Annotated in this window: 18 protein-coding genes; 13 read left to right on the forward strand and 5 right to left on the reverse strand. The window is 58.1% G+C overall.

Annotated features, from left to right (window positions below):
• The first annotated feature begins 44 nt into the window (after positions 1-44).
• A complete protein-coding gene (locus tag AC3WP4_RS16765) occupies positions 45-386 on the forward strand; it encodes a PA4575 family protein (RefSeq protein WP_074871047.1) in 342 nt (113 codons plus the stop codon).
• A 5-nt stretch (positions 387-391) separates the two neighbouring features.
• Here AC3WP4_RS16765 and AC3WP4_RS16770 read toward each other — a convergent pair whose 3' ends face one another.
• Positions 392-2,221, reverse strand: a complete 1,830-nt coding sequence (locus tag AC3WP4_RS16770) for a hypothetical protein (protein ID WP_102616149.1) — start codon at positions 2,219-2,221, stop codon at positions 392-394.
• A 171-nt stretch (positions 2,222-2,392) separates the two neighbouring features.
• Between AC3WP4_RS16770 and AC3WP4_RS16775 the strand changes: the two genes are divergently transcribed.
• The 3 genes from AC3WP4_RS16775 to bamJ all read left to right on the forward strand — a co-directional run bounded on the left by AC3WP4_RS16775 (position 2,393) and on the right by bamJ (position 4,052).
• Positions 2,393-2,881 (forward strand): TIGR00645 family protein, encoded by a 489-nt coding sequence (locus AC3WP4_RS16775; RefSeq protein WP_033054284.1) that lies wholly within the window; start codon positions 2,393-2,395, stop codon positions 2,879-2,881.
• Between the two features lie 132 nt (positions 2,882-3,013).
• On the forward strand, positions 3,014-3,313 hold the full coding sequence (locus tag AC3WP4_RS16780; RefSeq protein ID WP_074871044.1) for a DUF6482 family protein: 300 nt from the start codon (positions 3,014-3,016) through the stop codon (positions 3,311-3,313).
• Positions 3,314-3,434: 121 nt separating this feature from the next.
• Positions 3,435-4,052, forward strand: a complete 618-nt coding sequence (bamJ, locus tag AC3WP4_RS16785) for a BamJ family beta-barrel-assembly machinery protein (RefSeq protein ID WP_046048787.1) — start codon at positions 3,435-3,437, stop codon at positions 4,050-4,052.
• Positions 4,053-4,186: 134 nt separating this feature from the next.
• Here bamJ and AC3WP4_RS16790 read toward each other — a convergent pair whose 3' ends face one another.
• From AC3WP4_RS16790 to AC3WP4_RS16800, 3 genes are all read right to left on the reverse strand, one after another.
• Positions 4,187-4,444 (reverse strand): PA4570 family protein, encoded by a 258-nt coding sequence (locus AC3WP4_RS16790; protein ID WP_074871042.1) that lies wholly within the window; start codon positions 4,442-4,444, stop codon positions 4,187-4,189.
• Positions 4,445-4,650: 206 nt separating this feature from the next.
• Positions 4,651-4,992: a zinc ribbon domain-containing protein YjdM gene (locus tag AC3WP4_RS16795; protein ID WP_008154270.1), complete on the reverse strand. Its 342-nt coding sequence runs from the start codon at positions 4,990-4,992 to the stop codon at positions 4,651-4,653.
• A 126-nt stretch (positions 4,993-5,118) separates the two neighbouring features.
• Positions 5,119-6,087: a polyprenyl synthetase family protein gene (locus AC3WP4_RS16800; RefSeq protein WP_033054288.1), complete on the reverse strand. Its 969-nt coding sequence runs from the start codon at positions 6,085-6,087 to the stop codon at positions 5,119-5,121.
• Between the two features lie 240 nt (positions 6,088-6,327).
• Between AC3WP4_RS16800 and rplU the strand changes: the two genes are divergently transcribed.
• The 5 genes from rplU to AC3WP4_RS16825 all read left to right on the forward strand — a co-directional run bounded on the left by rplU (position 6,328) and on the right by AC3WP4_RS16825 (position 10,103).
• Complete coding sequence (rplU, locus tag AC3WP4_RS16805) at positions 6,328-6,642, forward strand: 50S ribosomal protein L21 (RefSeq protein WP_003176051.1); 315 nt, start codon at positions 6,328-6,330, stop codon at positions 6,640-6,642.
• A gap of 34 nt (positions 6,643-6,676) precedes the next feature.
• Positions 6,677-6,952 (forward strand): 50S ribosomal protein L27, encoded by a 276-nt coding sequence (gene rpmA, locus AC3WP4_RS16810; RefSeq protein ID WP_017340859.1) that lies wholly within the window; start codon positions 6,677-6,679, stop codon positions 6,950-6,952.
• A 194-nt stretch (positions 6,953-7,146) separates the two neighbouring features.
• Positions 7,147-8,370, forward strand: coding sequence for an Obg family GTPase CgtA (gene cgtA, locus AC3WP4_RS16815; protein ID WP_076029690.1), 1,224 nt, complete (start codon positions 7,147-7,149; stop codon positions 8,368-8,370).
• Positions 8,371-8,507: 137 nt separating this feature from the next.
• On the forward strand, positions 8,508-9,626 hold the full coding sequence (gene proB, locus AC3WP4_RS16820; protein WP_074871039.1) for a glutamate 5-kinase: 1,119 nt from the start codon (positions 8,508-8,510) through the stop codon (positions 9,624-9,626).
• A gap of 12 nt (positions 9,627-9,638) precedes the next feature.
• Positions 9,639-10,103, forward strand: coding sequence for a CreA family protein (locus tag AC3WP4_RS16825; protein ID WP_074871037.1), 465 nt, complete (start codon positions 9,639-9,641; stop codon positions 10,101-10,103).
• Between the two features lie 121 nt (positions 10,104-10,224).
• Here AC3WP4_RS16825 and rpsT read toward each other — a convergent pair whose 3' ends face one another.
• On the reverse strand, positions 10,225-10,503 hold the full coding sequence (rpsT, locus tag AC3WP4_RS16830; RefSeq protein WP_008154937.1) for a 30S ribosomal protein S20: 279 nt from the start codon (positions 10,501-10,503) through the stop codon (positions 10,225-10,227).
• A 252-nt stretch (positions 10,504-10,755) separates the two neighbouring features.
• On the opposite strand from rpsT, the gene murJ reads away from it, so the two are divergent.
• From murJ to lspA, 4 genes are all read left to right on the forward strand, one after another.
• On the forward strand, positions 10,756-12,294 hold the full coding sequence (murJ, locus tag AC3WP4_RS16835) for a murein biosynthesis integral membrane protein MurJ (RefSeq protein WP_074871036.1): 1,539 nt from the start codon (positions 10,756-10,758) through the stop codon (positions 12,292-12,294).
• A gap of 129 nt (positions 12,295-12,423) precedes the next feature.
• A complete protein-coding gene (gene ribF / locus AC3WP4_RS16840; protein ID WP_074871032.1) occupies positions 12,424-13,374 on the forward strand; it encodes a bifunctional riboflavin kinase/FAD synthetase in 951 nt (316 codons plus the stop codon).
• Positions 13,375-16,206, forward strand: coding sequence for an isoleucine--tRNA ligase (gene ileS, locus AC3WP4_RS16845; RefSeq protein WP_102616150.1), 2,832 nt, complete (start codon positions 13,375-13,377; stop codon positions 16,204-16,206).
• Positions 16,199-16,711: a signal peptidase II gene (lspA, locus tag AC3WP4_RS16850; protein WP_074871028.1), complete on the forward strand. Its 513-nt coding sequence runs from the start codon at positions 16,199-16,201 to the stop codon at positions 16,709-16,711. Before ileS ends, lspA begins: the two co-directional genes overlap by 8 nt.
• Positions 16,712-16,714: the final 3 nt, after the last annotated feature.

Consider the following 16,714-nt stretch of genomic DNA (forward strand, 5'->3'; position numbering starts at 1 on the left):
CCTCCCGTGGGGGTTGAATACCGGATCTACCGAGGGTCGCCGCCATGTCGCGCAACCTCTGCCTTACCCGTCAATGCCTGGGCCTTGTGACCCGTATCGAGTGTGCCATCCGCCCATTGGCGGGTGATACGGGCATGTGGACCTTACTCTTCGCCGCCGGGATGGCCGGCGAACAACCCTCCGCCATTAAAGCCCAGGGCCCGTTTCATGGCCCCTTTGTGGCTGAGTCGATCCTCGACACCATCGTTGAAAGTCTCACCCTGCATGGCTATGAGCTGGCCGATGATCCGCAAATCTGGTGCCTGCACCTGCAAGCTCAGTTGCGGGAAATCAATGGTGGCCGCTGCCGCAACTCTGGAGGCTTCGAGTTTCGGCCCGAGCATTGAGCAAACTATTGAACAAGGTGGGAGGTGTCCGCCTTATCGAGTTTGACCTCAAAGCCATATTGCACGGTGGAGAGGTCGGTTCGTTGATAGGTTTCCAGGCGGGTTGGTTGCCCGTAGAAATAATGCACCCCCAATAATGCCGGGCCTTCCGCGCTCGCATCGTGGCTGACCGCCAGAATCTCCTTCAGATAATTGCCGCTGTCGTCCTTGGCGAAGAAACGCCAGTCCTGGGCGGGAAACTGCTTCAGATCAACCACCAACGCATTGCCTTTGAGCGTCAGCCCTTTGGGCAGCTGGTGGGCGTCGATGGTTTTCTTTTCGATGCTGGCGAGAAACAACGGCATGGAGCCCACTGCGTAAGCCGGCGTTTCCGGAAACAGGTTCAAGTCGTAGGTGATAGTGCCGCGCAGGGGATCGACCTGATAAGCCTCAGGCGGCAATTCGATCGGCTCATCGCGCTTGCCGTTACTGTCCTCGGTAAAGAAGCTGACCGGGCTTTCGCCAGGGTTGAAGGAGGTGCCGAGCAGCTCATCATTGAAGCTTTTGGGGTGATCGAAGTCGATACGCGCGGCGCTGGGGTCTTCGACCGACTGACTGATGCGGACGCTTTTTTTCAGTTGTTCCTCGCCAAGTGTGGCGCCCTTGAGCCAGCTCGGGGCCTGGTCGTCGTACACCACCACCGGCAGTGTCAGGGGCTGGATGGTCTTTTGCGTGGTATGTGGGTCGAAGCGAAGTACCGGCAGGTTCAAGTCCTTGCGAGTCACCGTGGCCGTTGAAAAGTCCAGTACGCTGACCTCAAGCGTTTCGATCGGTCCGTTGAAGTACACCTTGGAATACTGTCGGCTCTGTTGCTTCTCAAAGGCGCGCTGTTCTTCCTCGAGCTGTTCTTCGAAGCTCTCGCTCCAGGCTTTCTGCTGTTGCATTTTCGCCAGTTGTTTTTGATAGAAGGCTATTTGTGCGGAGGTTTCGTTGATCGAGCCTGAGCGCGAGAGAAATTGCCCGGTGCTGTCCCTGGCCTGGACGATCAGCGGGTTCAACGGTATTTGGCTGACCTCCGGGGCCAGTGGCGCGCTGTTGTTGAATTCGATTTCGGCATAGTTGTTTGCAAGGTTGAGCAGGGTGACGCTGAGGTTGTCGTTGGTGCGAGTCTGGCCAACGTCCTTTTTCGTCAGGTCGAAGCTGTAGAGCCGACCCGGCGCGATGATTTCCACCTTGCCTTGCAGGCTCACCGGTTGTGGCTGTTTCGTGTTTTCGACACCCAGGCCATCGATGAAGGGGTAGGTCACCGTCAGGTCTTCAGGGTTGGTCAGGTTTGAGCTCGATGGGCTCAGTTGAATTCCAGGATCGGTTTCTGACCATTCCGGTTGATATTGAATGACGCGTTTGTTGCTCAAAGTTACCGATTGCCATTCAAGGCTATGGGGAAAGAGATACGCGGCCGGAATGTTGAAGTTGAAGGGGAGCACCGGTTGCAGGTCGGTCAGGTAGTCGGAACTGGAATCCTTGTGCAGCACGAACAGGCCGTTGATATACGTGTCGACCAAAGCCTGGGGCGTCGGATAGTGCTTGAGGATCGCGAGGGCGTCTTCGCCATATTCTGTTTCCACCGGTTTGCTGTCGAGCTTGAGTTGCGCACGCTCAAGCAACAACAGTGAGCCGCCAAGTTCAGCCACGGCATCCTTGAGCTTTGGGTCCTGAATCGCCTCCAGAGACTTCTCGAACTGCGCCGTCCTTTCCTCGAGGCTGACCTGGCGCTTCTCCTCGCTGGGTGAGCAGGCACTCATCAGCAAAGCCAGGCAAATTCCGGCGCTCGTTAAAGGCAATCGCACATCCATTTCCCGTCTTCCTGTCCGCTGTCGCTGAGCTGTCATTGCTTTGGACACTAGCAGAAAAACCTTGTCACACACGCGCAGGTTGCGGATTTCCCAACGGTTTCTGTCTGCTTCTGGGTATAGACAGGCGGCTGGTATACTCGCAGCCATTTTCAACCCCACGTGTGAGAGTCAATGGAACGCTTTATCGAAAACGCAATGTACGCCAGTCGCTGGCTGCTGGCGCCAATCTACTTCGGTCTGTCCCTTGGGCTGCTGGCCCTGGCGCTGAAATTCTTCCAGGAAGTCTTCCACGTCATCCCTAACGTGTTCTCGATGGCCGAGTCGGATCTGATTCTGGTGCTGCTCTCGCTGATCGACATGGCGCTGGTAGGCGGTTTGCTGGTGATGGTGATGATTTCCGGCTACGAGAACTTCGTTTCCCAACTGGACATCGACGACGACAAGGAAAAGCTCAACTGGCTGGGCACCATGGATTCCTCTTCATTGAAGATGAAGGTGGCCGCTTCCATCGTGGCCATTTCGTCCATCCACCTGCTGCGGATTTTCATGGACGCCAAGAACGTCGATCCCGAGCATTTGAAGTGGTACGTGATCATCCACATGACCTTCGTGATTTCGGCGTTTGCCATGGGCTATCTGGATAAGCTGACCAAGCACTGATCGCTTTTACCGGTATACCCAACCGCCCGAATGTTGCGAAACAGACGGGCGGTGTCGTTTATGGCTTGTACTTTGAAGCGCCGAGGCCTATGCCTGTAATGATCTTGGCTCGCCACTGTGTGAGGTGTGTTCATGAACCTGCAAGAGTTGAATGCCTATGCCATCGCCGGGAAGATTGATGAACTCAACCTGATCTCGATGGAAGGCGGGATCTATCTATTGGAAGCGCGGATGCATGGCGCGGCGTACCCATTGAGTGATGCCCGCGGCCAGATGTTTCATTTGCGTTCGGTCGAGCATGCGCGTGAAGTGCTTCATGCCTTTCCCAGCTTGCCGTTCAACCTTGTACACATTTCGGTTCATGACGAGATGTGTGGGCTCGGTGCCAGTTCCGAAGAGAGCCTGAAGGTACCCATCGCGTGGCAGCACTGACAGCTCTCATCAACTCAATGGCATCTGTGCTAGTCTGCTGGCCCTTTTGGTTCCGGGCGCTCCGGGGCGCGCTGTGTACGCACGGCGAGTTCCAGGGCCGTCCGCACAGCGGAGCAGTGTCATGTCCGAAGTAAATCTGTCCACCGACGAAACCCGCGTCAGCTACGGTATTGGCCGTCAGTTGGGCGACCAACTGCGCGACAACCCGCCACCGGGCGTTAGCCTGGACGCGATCCTGGCAGGTCTGACCGACGCTTTCGCCGGCAAGGAAAGCCGTGTGGGCCAGGAAGAAATGTCCGCGAGCTTCAAGGTCATTCGCGAAATCATGCAAGCTGAAGCAGCTGCCAAAGCTGAAGCCGCTGCTGGCGAAGGCCTGGCATTCCTGGCTGAAAACGCCAAGCGTGACGGCATCACCACCCTGGCTTCCGGCCTGCAATTCGAAGTGCTGACTCAAGGTGAAGGCGCCAAGCCAACCCGTGAAGATCAAGTACGCACTCACTACCACGGCACTCTGATCGACGGCACTGTGTTCGACAGCTCCTACGATCGTGGTCAGCCTGCAGAATTCCCGGTTGGCGGCGTGATCGCTGGCTGGACCGAAGCCCTGCAACTGATGAACGCCGGCAGCAAATGGCGTCTGTACGTGCCGAGCGAACTGGCTTACGGCGCTCAAGGCGTTGGCAGCATTCCGCCGCACAGCGTGCTGGTGTTCGACGTCGAACTGCTCGACGTTCTGTAATACCTGGCCCGATGCTACGTCGGGCTAATGTGGGAGCGAGCCTGCTCGCGATAGCGGCATAACAATCGACTGAAATGTTGAATGCTAGTCAGCCTTCGCGAGCAGGCTCGCTCCCACAGTTTTTGCAGTGATCTTCATACCTCGAACTTTGTATTGAGATCATGAGACGGGCGCAATGCCCGGGCATAGCAGAACAGAAACAGATTGCGCACCAGTTCCTTGAGCACCACCGGCTCGCTGGAACTCAAGCCGTTGAGGTCCAGATCACCCTGATCCTGCAGCTCGTTCAAGGCTTCTTCTTCAAGCACCGCACAGACTTCCCCGGTTTCCCGATGCAGGATCCTGAGGTAAGGGTGTGGGCGGTCCAGCCAGGCGTCGATCAAATAAGTCATGGGTCTCATCTCCATTGATGGGTTTCAATGAGAATAATTCTTATTCATCAAATAGCAAGGACCTATTGGCGGTTTGTGTTTTTTTAAGGGTAAAGCTTGCGTAAGGTCAAAGCGGCTGGCGTTTGTCTATTGCGAGGGATTATTGGGCGACGCGGGGGAGGGTGAAGCACCATCCCACGCAGGACGCGGGATGGAATACAGCAGGCTCAGACTTTTCTGACGAACTCGGATTTGAGCTTCATCGGGCCGATGCCGTCGATCTTGCAGTCGATGTCGTGATCACCATCGCACAGGCGGATGTTCTTGACCTTGGTACCGACCTTGACCACCAGCGATGTGCCTTTGACCTTGAGGTCCTTGATCACGGTGATGGTGTCGCCGTCCTGCAGGACATTGCCGACCGAATCCTTTTTCACGGTGTCATCGGACACTGCTTCGGCTTCGCCGCTGGCGGACCACTCGTGGGCGCACTCAGGGCAGATCAACTGGGCGCCGTCTTCGTAGGTGTATTCGGAATTGCATTTTGGGCAGGGTGGCAACGTGCTCACTAAAGCTCCTTGGATTGAGGATCGCTAAAAGTCGCACATTATATAGGGTTTTAGGCCGAAGAGGGCGTGGCGCTAAATAACCTGTGGGAGCGGCCCGTGGCGAGGGGGCTCCCACAGGGGGATGAATCAGTGCGTGCGGGCGACCGCAAACTCGCTCAGCTCGACCAGAGCATCGCGGTATTCGCTGGCAGGCAGTGCATCGAGGCATTTGATCGCGCGGGCCACGTAGTCACGGGCCAGTTGCGCGGTGTAATCCAGCGAACCAGACGCTTCGACGGCTTCGCGGATGCTTTCCAGGTCTTCGATGCCGCCTTTCTGGATCGCCTTGCGTACCAGGGCAGCCTGCTCCGGCGTGCCTTCGCGCATGGTGTAGATCAGCGGCAAGGTCGGCTTGCCTTCAGCCAGATCATCGCCGACGTTTTTGCCCAGGGTTTCGGCGTCGCCTTTATAGTCCAGCAGGTCGTCGACCAATTGGAACGCCACGCCCAGATGATCGCCGAATGTACGCAGGGCTTCCGACTGTTCCGATGTCGCTTCGCAAAGCGCAGCAGCACTGTGTGTCGAGGCCTCGAAGAGCATCGCGGTCTTGCCGCGGATGACTTCCATGTAGGTCTCTTCGGTGGTGCTGGCGTCACGAACCTTCGACAGTTGCAACACTTCGCCTTCGGCGATGATGCGCGTGGCTTGCGAAAGGATTTTCATCACCGGCATGGAGCCCAGTTCGACCATCATTTCGAAGGACCGCGAATACAGGAAGTCGCCCACCAGCACGCTCGGGGCGTTGCCCCACATGGCGTTGGCGGTCGAGCGGCCACGGCGCATGCCGGACATGTCGACTACGTCGTCATGCAGCAGGGTTGCGGTGTGCAGGAACTCGATGGTCGCGGCCAGCAGGCGCAGGTCATCGCCTTCGCGCCCCAGTGCCTTGCCACACAGCAACACTAATAGAGGACGCAGGCGTTTACCGCCAGCCGAGGTAATGTAATCGCCGATTTTCGATACCAGCGGCACTCGGGAAGTCAGCTGCTTCTTGATGATGCCGTCGACGGCGCTAAAATCGTCCGCCACCGCGCGGTAGAAAGCTTGGGGTTGCATCAGCGACAGTTGCTCCAGAAGGGTTGCGCGGCATGCTAGGACCCACGTCGGCGGGTGTCAAGGCACGATGGACGGCCTCTTGCATCGCCTCGGCAGCTTGCGTACAATCGCGCACCCTGAACTTCCTGGGCAGCACCTGCCTTACGCAATTGCAAACAGGCCTTCCAGCCCAATGCAGCCATGCCAGCCAATACCTCTTCTTATAAAGAGCTGGGTGAGCAGGATTATCGGAGAAATACCATGTCGTACGCAGTAATTGTTACTGGTGGCAAGCAATACAAGGTCGCCCCAGGTGAATACCTGAAGATCGAAAAACTGGAAATCGCTACCGGCGAATCCGTAACTTTTGATCGCGTTCTGTTGGTCGCCAATGGCGATGACGTGAACATCGGCGCTCCAGTTGTTGCTGGCGCTACCGTTGTGGCTGAAGTGATCTCCCAAGGTCGTCACGATAAAGTCCGCATCATCAAGTTCCGTCGTCGTAAGCACCACATGAAGCGTATGGGCCACCGCCAGTGGTACACCGAGATCAAAATCACCGGTATTCAGGCTTAATTTCAGCCTAATTCCTCACTAGGAGAATTGACTCATGGCACACAAAAAAGCTGGTGGTAGTACCCGTAACGGTCGCGACTCAGAAGCCAAACGCCTTGGCGTGAAGATGTATGGCGGCCAGGTTATCATTCCGGGCAACATCATCGTGCGTCAGCGCGGCACCCAATTCCACGCTGGCTACGGCGTTGGCATGGGCAAGGATCACACTCTGTTCGCTAAAATCGACGGCGTGATCAAGTTCGAAGTAAAGGGCGCCTTCGGTCGTCGTTACGTAAGCATTGTCCCGAAGACTGAAGTCGTCGCGGCATAATTGCGTAGTTGCTGGAAAAGCCCTGTCTCGCGACGGGGCTTTTTCGTTTGTGGGGTGAGTCTCTTGCAAAGCTGTTTGTGATGGGCTCCAGCGCTGGATTTGCGGTCGTTGATTGAGGTCGCTGCGCTCATTTTTGCAAGAGTCTTATGTCTTAGTGTTTTTCGGCTCGTCCGTATGACGAGAGGCGTTTTGTTATGAAGTTTGTTGATGAAGTATCGATTCGAGTAAAGGCCGGTGACGGCGGCAACGGTTGCATGAGCTTCCGTCGCGAAAAATTCATTGAAAACGGCGGCCCGAACGGCGGTGATGGTGGTGATGGCGGCTCGGTCTACATGATCGCCGACGAAAACCTCAACACCCTGGTGGACTACCGTTACACCCGGCACTTTGATGCCGAGCGTGGTTCCAACGGCGGCAGCACTGACTGCACCGGCAAAAAAGGTGAAGAGCTGGTCCTGCGTGTTCCGGTCGGTACTACCGTCATCGACTCTGCCACCCAGGAAGTGATCGGCGACCTGACCAAAGCTGGCCAGAAACTGCTGGTGGCTCATGGCGGCTGGCACGGTCTGGGTAACACCCGATTCAAATCCAGTACCAACCGTGCTCCGCGCCAGACCACTCCGGGTAAGCCGGGCGAGGCGCGTGACCTGAAGCTGGAAATGAAGGTATTGGCTGACGTCGGCCTGCTGGGCTTGCCGAACGCCGGTAAAAGTACCCTGATCCGCGCTGTATCGGCCGCCAAGCCGAAAGTCGCCGACTACCCGTTCACCACGCTGGTGCCGAACCTGGGTGTGGTCAGTGTCGATCGCTGGAAAAGCTTTGTGGTCGCGGATATTCCGGGCCTGATCGAAGGTGCTTCCGACGGCGCAGGCCTGGGGATTCGCTTCCTCAAGCACTTGTCGCGTACCCGTCTGTTGCTGCACCTCGTGGACATGGCGCCGCTGGATGACACCAGCGCTCCGGATGCTGCCGAAGTGATCGTCAGCGAACTGACCAAGTTCAGCCCGTCCCTGGCTGAGCGCGATCGTTGGTTGGTGCTGAACAAGTGCGACCAGATTCTTGAGGAAGAGCACGACGAACGCGTCAAGGAAATCGTAGATCGCCTGGAGTGGACCGGTCCTGTCTATGTGATCTCGGCGATCTCCAAGCTGGGTACCGAGCGTCTGTGCCACGACATCATGCGTTATCTGGAAGATCGTGCCGATCGCCTGGCTGCCGACCCTGCGTACAAGGAAGAGTTGGCCGAACTCGATCAGCGCATCGAAGACGAAGCCCGTGCTCAGTTGCAGGCCCTGGATGACCAGCGTGCCCTGCGCCGTAGCGGCGTGAAGTCGGTCCACGACATCGGCGACGATGATTGGGACGAAGAAGATGTGGATGACGAAGACGGTCCGGAAATCATTTACGTGCGTGACTGATTCGTTGCGATAAACTTAAACGCCGCTCACTGGAGCGGCGTTTTAGTATCTGGAAATCGATAGTTGGTCACGAATAACCACGAATAACGTTACGGGCAGTGCCAGGTCGCGCTGTCCTCAAGCTAAGGTTGAAGATGATGCGGAGCAAGGTGACAGGTGCGCGGCGTTGGGTCGTGAAGATCGGCAGCGCTTTGCTGACAGCGGATGGCAAGGGGCTGGATCGCGCGGCAATGAGTGTTTGGGTCGAGCAGATGGTGGCTTTGCATGAGGCTGGCGTCGAGCTGGTGCTGGTGTCCTCCGGGGCGGTGGCGGCCGGCATGAGCCGCTTGGGCTGGACCGTGCGACCCAGTGCGATGCACGAGCTGCAGGCCGCCGCCGCCATCGGTCAGATGGGGTTGGTGCAGGCCTGGGAATCGAGCTTTGCCGTGCATGGCCGGCATACCGCGCAGATTCTCCTCACTCACGATGACTTGTCCGACCGCAAGCGCTACCTGAATGCCCGTAGCACCTTGCGTGCGCTGGTCGAGCTGAAAGTTATTCCGGTGATCAACGAGAACGACACCGTGGTCACCGACGAAATACGTTTCGGCGACAACGACACCCTGGCAGCGTTGGTAGCCAACCTGGTCGAGGCTGACTTGCTGGTGATCCTTACTGATCGCGACGGCATGTTCGACGCCGATCCGCGCAACAACCCTGACGCCAATCTGATTTACGAGGCGCGCGCCGATGATCCGGCGCTGGATGCGGTGGCGGGCGGTACGGGTGGTGCGCTGGGTCGTGGGGGCATGCAGACCAAATTGCGTGCTGCGCGGCTGGCGGCTCGCTCCGGTGCGCACACCATCATCGTTGGTGGGCGTATTGAGCGCGTGCTGGATCGTCTCAAGGCTGGCGAGCGCATTGGCACCTTGCTGTCGCCCGAGCGCGGCATGCTGGCAGCGCGCAAGCAATGGCTGGCCGGGCACTTGCAAACCCGCGGCACGCTCGTGCTGGATGCTGGTGCGGTGACGGCGCTGTCCCAAGGCAACAAAAGTTTGCTGCCTGTGGGGGTCAAATTGGTCCAGGGCAGCTTCCGTCGTGGTGAGATGGTAGTTTGCGTGGCGTCGGATGGTCGTGAAATCGCTCGAGGCCTGGCCAACTACAGCGCGCTGGAAGCACAAAAAATCATCGGTCAGTCGTCTGAGGCGATTGTCGGTCTGTTGGGTTACATGGCGGAGCCGGAACTGGTTCATCGCGATAACCTGATCCTGGTCTGAAGGAATACCTGAATGCGCGTGGCAAAAGGATTGTTGGGTCTGCTGTTGATGATGCCGTTGCTGGCCTCGGCCGAGGAGATTGGTCAGGTGTCGACGGTGTTCAAGTTTGTCGGTCCGAACGACCGCATCGTCGTCGAAGCGTTTGATGATCCAAAGGTCGAGGGTGTGACTTGCTACCTGTCGCGGGCCAAGACGGGTGGCGTGAAGGGTGGTTTGGGGTTGGCTGAAGATCGCGCGGAAGCGTCTATTGCTTGTCGTCAGGTCGGACCGATCAGCTTCAAAGGCGAGCTGAAGGATGGTGACGAGGTGTTCAAGGAGCGCACGTCGCTGGTGTTCAAAACCATGCAGGTGGTGCGATTCCTCGACAAGAAGCGCAATACGCTGGTGTACCTGGTCTATAGCGATCGTGTGATCGAGGGCAGTCCGCAGAATGCGGTCACCGCCATCCCGATCCTGCCGTGGGCGCAGGCGCAGTAATCTAAAGAAGATCAAAAATATGGGAAGGGGCTGCCCCTTCCCATTTTTTTTGCGCTGGGGTTGCCAAATCGCAGGCAATAAAAAACCGACCCTGAGGTCGGTTTTTTAACAAGCTTATCGCTTATGCGGCAACAGCAAGGTTCAGAGCCTTGACGTGACCGTTCAGGCGGCTCTTATGACGAGCAGCCTTGTTCTTGTGGATGATGCCTTTATCGGCCATACGGTCGATAACTGGCACGGCCAGAACGTAAGCAGCTTGAGCTTTTTCAGCGTCTTTTGCGTCGATGGCTTTAACTACATTCTTGATGTAGGTACGAACCATGGAACGCAGGCTGGCGTTGTGGCTGCGACGCTTCTCAGCCTGTTTTGCACGTTTTTTGGCGGAAGGTGTGTTGGCCACCGTCGAGCTCCTCGAAAGACTTTTTAGGAAATAGCAAACAAAATAGGCCGCGAATCATGCCGATGAGTTGATGTCTTGTCAAGGGCGGTTGAGACGTTCCGCTAAGTGGTAGGTATAAAGAGGCGGGATATTTATTTCCGGCGCTTGACCTGTAAACTCGCGAGCTTTGGCTCTGTGCTGCTGCGGCGCGGAGTATCGCATAAGTAGGCGCTTTGTTCGCCTGCTGTTTATCGACAGGCACAAACTCTTTCAATGAATCTGCTCAAATCGTTAGCCGCCGTCAGCTCTATCACGATGCTTTCCCGGATTCTGGGGTTCGTTCGTGACACTCTCATTGCGCGCATATTTGGCGCCGGGATGGCGACTGACGCCTTCTTTATCGCCTTCAAATTGCCCAATCTGCTGCGACGGATCTTCGCCGAGGGGGCTTTTTCCCAGGCATTCGTACCGATTCTTGCCGAATATAAAAGCCAGAAGGGCGAGGAGGCGACGCGAACCTTCATTGCCTACGTCTCGGGCCTGCTGACACTGGTGCTGGCGGTGGTCACCGCTTTGGGCATGCTCGCTGCGCCGTGGGTCATCTGGGCGACCGCGCCAGGTTTCGCCGATACGCCGGAAAAATTCGAGCTGACGGCCAGCCTGTTGCGCGTGACCTTTCCTTATATCTTGCTGATATCCCTGTCTTCATTGGCCGGTGCGATCCTCAATACCTACAACCGTTTCTCGGTGCCGGCCTTTGTACCGACACTGCTCAACGTCAGCATGATCGTCTTTTCGCTGTTCCTGACCCCGTACTTCGATCCGCCGGTGATGGCGCTGGGCTGGGCAGTGCTGGTGGGTGGTCTGGCGCAATTGCTCTATCAGCTGCCGCACCTGAAAAAGCTCGGACTGCTGGTGTTGCCGCGCCTGAACCTGCGTGACAGCGGCGTCTGGCGGGTCATGAAACAAATGCTGCCGGCGATTCTCGGCGTGTCCGTGAGCCAGATTTCGCTGATCATCAATACTATTTTCGCCTCGTTCCTGGTCGCCGGTTCCGTGTCCTGGATGTACTACGCCGACCGTTTGATGGAATTACCGTCCGGTGTGCTGGGCGTGGCGCTGGGCACGATTCTCTTGCCGACCCTGGCCAAGACCTACGCCAGCAAGGATCGCCAAGAATATTCGCGGATCCTCGATTGGGGGCTGCGCCTGTGCTTTATGTTGGTGTTGCCGTGCTCACTGGCACTGGGGATTCTCGCCGAACCGTTGACGGTTTCCTTGTTCCAGTACGGCCAGTTCAGCGCGTTTGACGCCTCCATGACCCAACGGGCGCTGATCGCTTATTCGGTCGGTTTGCTCGGGATTATCGTGATAAAAGTGCTGGCGCCGGGCTTTTATGCGCAACAAAACATCCGTACGCCGGTAAAAATTGCGATTTTTACCCTGGTCGTTACCCAGTTGTTCAACCTGGTGTTGATCGGCCCGCTGGCCCATGCCGGCCTGGCGCTGGCCATCAGCATCGGCGCGTGCATTAACGCCGGGCTGCTGTTCTATCAGCTGCGCAAACAGCAGATGTATGAACCGCAACCGGGTTGGGCGAAATTTGGCTTCAAGCTGTTGATAGCGGTGTTGGTGATGTCGGCTGTGTTACTGGTCGGAATGCATTTCATGCCAGCCTGGGATCAAGGGCATATGCTGGAGCGGTTCCTGCGTCTGGGTGCATTGGTCGTTGCCGGTGTGGTGGCTTATTTCGGCATGTTGCTGTTGATGGGCTTCCGTTTGCGCGACTTCAATCGCAAAGCGCTGAGCTGAGGTCATGACCTCGATAAACACGGGCGAATCGACGGTTTTGTCGGCTCGATCACTTTGGGTTACGGTGTTGCCTGTCGTCGGCCGCCGGGTGTGGTTATAATCGACCACTTTATGAGCAAGAAGCGCGTTATGCAGCTGGTTCGAGGCCTCCACAACCTGCGCCCCCAGCATCGGGGCTGTGTCGCCACTATTGGCAACTTTGACGGTGTTCACCGCGGCCACCAGGCTATCCTGGCGAGGCTCCGTGAGCGTGCGCTCGAGTTGGGCGTGCCCAGCTGCGTGGTGATTTTTGAGCCGCAGCCGCGGGAGTTTTTCGCCCCGGACACGGCACCGGCCCGTCTGGCCCGGCTGCGGGACAAACTGCAGCTGCTGGCCGAAGAAGGTGTCGACCGGGTCCTGTGCCTGGCCTTCAACCAGCGCCTGAGCAAGCTCAGCGCCGCCGAATTCGTCGATACCATTCTGGTGGACGGCCTCGGTGTCCAGCACCTGGAGGTCGGTGACGATTTCCGTTTCGGCTGTGACCGGGTAGGGGATTTCGATTTCCTGCAACAGGCCGGCGTCCTGCAAGGTTTTACCGTCGAAGCAGCACAGACGGTCGTACTCGACGGTATTCGCGTCAGCAGCACCCAGGTTCGCAATGCCTTGGCGGCTGCCGATTTTGCCCTGGCCGAGCGACTGCTCGGGCGTCCGTTCCGGATTGCCGGGCGGGTCCTGCATGGCCAGAAGCTGGCGCGCCAGTTGGGTACGCCGACGGCCAACATACAACTCAAGCGTCGTCGCGTGCCGCTGACCGGGGTTTACCTGGTCAACGTCGACATCGACGGCAAGACCTGGCCAGGCGTCGCCAACATTGGCGTGCGGCCAACCGTTCAAGGTGATGGCAAAGCCCACCTCGAAGTGCATCTTTTAGATTTTGCCGGCGATCTGTATGACCGGCGTTTGACGGTGGTTTTCCACCACAAGCTGCGTGAAGAGCAGCGTTTCGCCTCTCTGGAGGCGCTTAAGACGGCGATCAATGCGGATGTTGCCGCCGCCCGTGCCCTGTCGCACCTAGCGCCAATCGCTAATGAAGAGCCTTAAATGACCGACTATAAAGCCACGCTAAACCTTCCGGACACCGCCTTCCCAATGAAGGCCGGCCTGCCTCAGCGCGAACCGCAGATTCTGCAGCGCTGGGACAGCATTGGCCTGTACGGTAAGTTGCGCGAGATTGGCAAGGATCGTCCGAAGTTCGTACTTCACGACGGTCCTCCGTACGCCAACGGCACGATTCACATCGGTCATGCGCTGAACAAGATTCTCAAGGACATGATCATCCGCTCGAAAACCCTCTCGGGTTTCGACGCGCCTTATGTTCCGGGCTGGGACTGCCACGGTCTGCCGATCGAGCACAAAGTCGAAGTGACCCACGGCAAGAACCTGGGCGCGGACAAGACCCGCGAACTGTGCCGTGCCTACGCCACCGAGCAGATCGAAGGCCAGAAATCCGAATTCATCCGTCTGGGCGTGTTGGGCGACTTTGCCAACCCGTACAAGACCATGGACTTCAAAAACGAGGCCGGCGAAATCCGTGCCCTGGCCGAAATCGTCAAGGGCGGTTTCGTGTTCAAGGGCCTCAAGCCTGTGAACTGGTGCTTCGACTGCGGTTCGGCTTTGGCTGAAGCAGAAGTCGAGTACGAGAACAAAAAGTCCTCGACCATCGACGTGGCATTCTCGATTGCCGACGAGGCCAAACTGGCTGCCGCTTTCGGGCTGGAGTCCTTGGCCAAACCTGCCTCGATCGTGATCTGGACCACCACCCCGTGGACCATCCCGGCCAACCAGGCGTTGAACGTTCACCCGGAATTCAACTACGCCCTGGTCGACGTCGGCGACAAACTGCTGGTGCTGGCTGAAGAGCTGGTCGAGTCGTGCCTGGCCCGTTACAACCTGGAAGGCTCGGTCATCGCGACCACCACCGGTAAAGAGCTGGACCTGATCAACTTCCGTCACCCGTTCTACGATCGTCTGTCGCCGGTTTACCTGGCCGACTACGTTGAACTGGGCGCTGGCACCGGCGTGGTTCACTCCTCGCCAGCCTACGGCGTGGACGACTTCGTGACCTGCAAGAAGTACGGCATGGTCAACGATGACATCATCAATCCGGTTCAAAGCAACGGCGTTTACGTACCGTCGCTGGAATTCTTCGGCGGCCAGTTCATCTGGAAGGCCAACCCGGCCATCGTCGACAAGTTGACCGAAGTCGGTGCGCTGCTGCACACCAGCATCATCGAACACAGCTACATGCACTGCTGGCGCCACAAAACCCCGCTGATCTACCGCGCCACCGCGCAGTGGTTCATCGGCATGGACAAAGAACCTGTGACCGGCGATACCCTGCGCAAGCGGGCGATCAAAGCCATCGAAGAGACCAAGTTCGTTCCGGCCTGGGGCCAGGCACGCCTGCACTCGATGATCGCCAACCGTCCGGACTGGTGCATCTCCCGTCAGCGCAACTGGGGCGTGCCGATTCCGTTCTTCCTGAACAAGGAAAGCGGCGAGCTGCACCCACGTACCGCCGAGTTGATGGAAGAAGTCGCCAAGCGCGTCGAAGTCGAAGGCATCGAAGCCTGGTTCAAGATGGACGCTGCCGAGTTGCTCGGTGACGAAGCGCCGAAGTACGACAAGATCAGCGACACCCTGGACGTCTGGTTCGATTCGGGCACCACGCACTGGCATGTTCTGCGCGGTTCGCACTCGATGGGCCACGAGGCCGGTCCACGTGCCGACCTGTACCTGGAAGGTTCGGACCAACACCGCGGCTGGTTCCACTCGTCGTTGCTGACCGGTTGCGCCATCGACAACCACGCGCCATACCGCGAGCTGCTGACCCACGGCTTCACCGTCGACGAGTCCGGCCGCAAGATGTCCAAGTCCCTGGGCAACGTGATCGCGCCGCAAAAGGTCAACGACACCCTGGGCGCCGACATCATGCGTCTGTGGGTCGCTTCCACCGATTACTCGGGTGAAATGGCGGTTTCCGAGCAGATCCTGCAGCGCAGTGCGGACGCCTACCGGCGGATCCGTAACACCGCGCGCTTCCTGCTCTCGAACCTGACCGGCTTCAACCCGGCCACCGACATCCTGCCGGCCGAAGAAATGCTGGCGCTGGACCGTTGGGCCGTGGACCGCACCCTGCTGCTGCAACGCGAGCTGCAAGAGCACTACGGTGAATACCGCTTCTGGAACGTCTACTCCAAGATCCACAACTTCTGCGTGCAGGAGCTGGGCGGTTTCTACCTCGACATCATCAAGGACCGTCAGTACACCACTGGCGCCAACAGCAAGGCGCGCCGTTCGGCGCAAACCGCGCTGTACCACATCTCCGAAGCGCTGGTGCGCTGGATCGCGCCGATCCTCGCGTTCACCGCTGACGAACTGTGGGAATACCTGCCGGGCGAGCGTAACGAATCGGTCATGCTCAACACCTGGTACGAAGGCCTGACCGAGCTGCCGGAAAACGTCGAGCTGGACCGCGCCTACTGGGAGCGGATCATGGCGGTGAAGGTCGCGGTCAACAAGGAAATGGAAATCCAGCGCGCGGCCAAGGCCGTCGGTGGCAACCTGCAAGCCGAAGTGACGCTGTTCGCCGAAGAGGCGCTGAGCGCCGACCTGGCCAAGCTGAGCAACGAACTGCGCTTCGTGCTGATCACCTCGACCGCCACCGTTGCACCGTTCGTTCAGGCGCCGGCCGATGCCGTGGTCACCGAAGTCAGCGGTTTGAAACTGCAAGTGGTCAAGTCGAGCCACGCCAAGTGCGCCCGTTGCTGGCACTGCCGTGAAGACGTCGGCGTCAACCCGGAGCATCCGGAAATCTGCGGTCGTTGCGTCGACAACATCAGCGGCGCTGGCGAGGTTCGTCACTATGCCTAATGCCGTTGGCCGTTTCGGACGGCTGAGCTGGCTCTGGTTGAGTTTGCTGGTCCTGGTCATCGACCAGGCCAGCAAGTTCTACTTCGAAGGCAAGCTCGAGATGTTCCAGCAAATCGTGGTGATCCCCGATTTGTTCAGCTGGACCCTGGCCTATAACACGGGTGCGGCATTCAGCTTCCTGGCCGACAGTTCCGGCTGGCAGCGCTGGTTGTTTGCCCTGATCGCTGCAGTGGTCAGTGGCGTGCTGGTGGTATGGCTCAAGCGCCTGGGGCGTAACGAAACCTGGCTGGCCGTCGCTTTGGCGCTGGTGCTGGGTGGCGCGCTGGGTAATTTGTACGACCGCATTGCCCTGGGCCATGTGATCGATTTCATTCTGGTGCATTGGCAGAACCGCTGGTATTTCCCGGCGTTCAACTTTGCCGACAGTGCAATCACTGTCGGTGCTGTAATGCTTGCGCTGGACATGTTCAAAAGTAAGAAAACCGGAGAAGCCGTTCATGACTGAACA

Source organism: Pseudomonas sp. FW305-20, assembly GCF_058788075.1.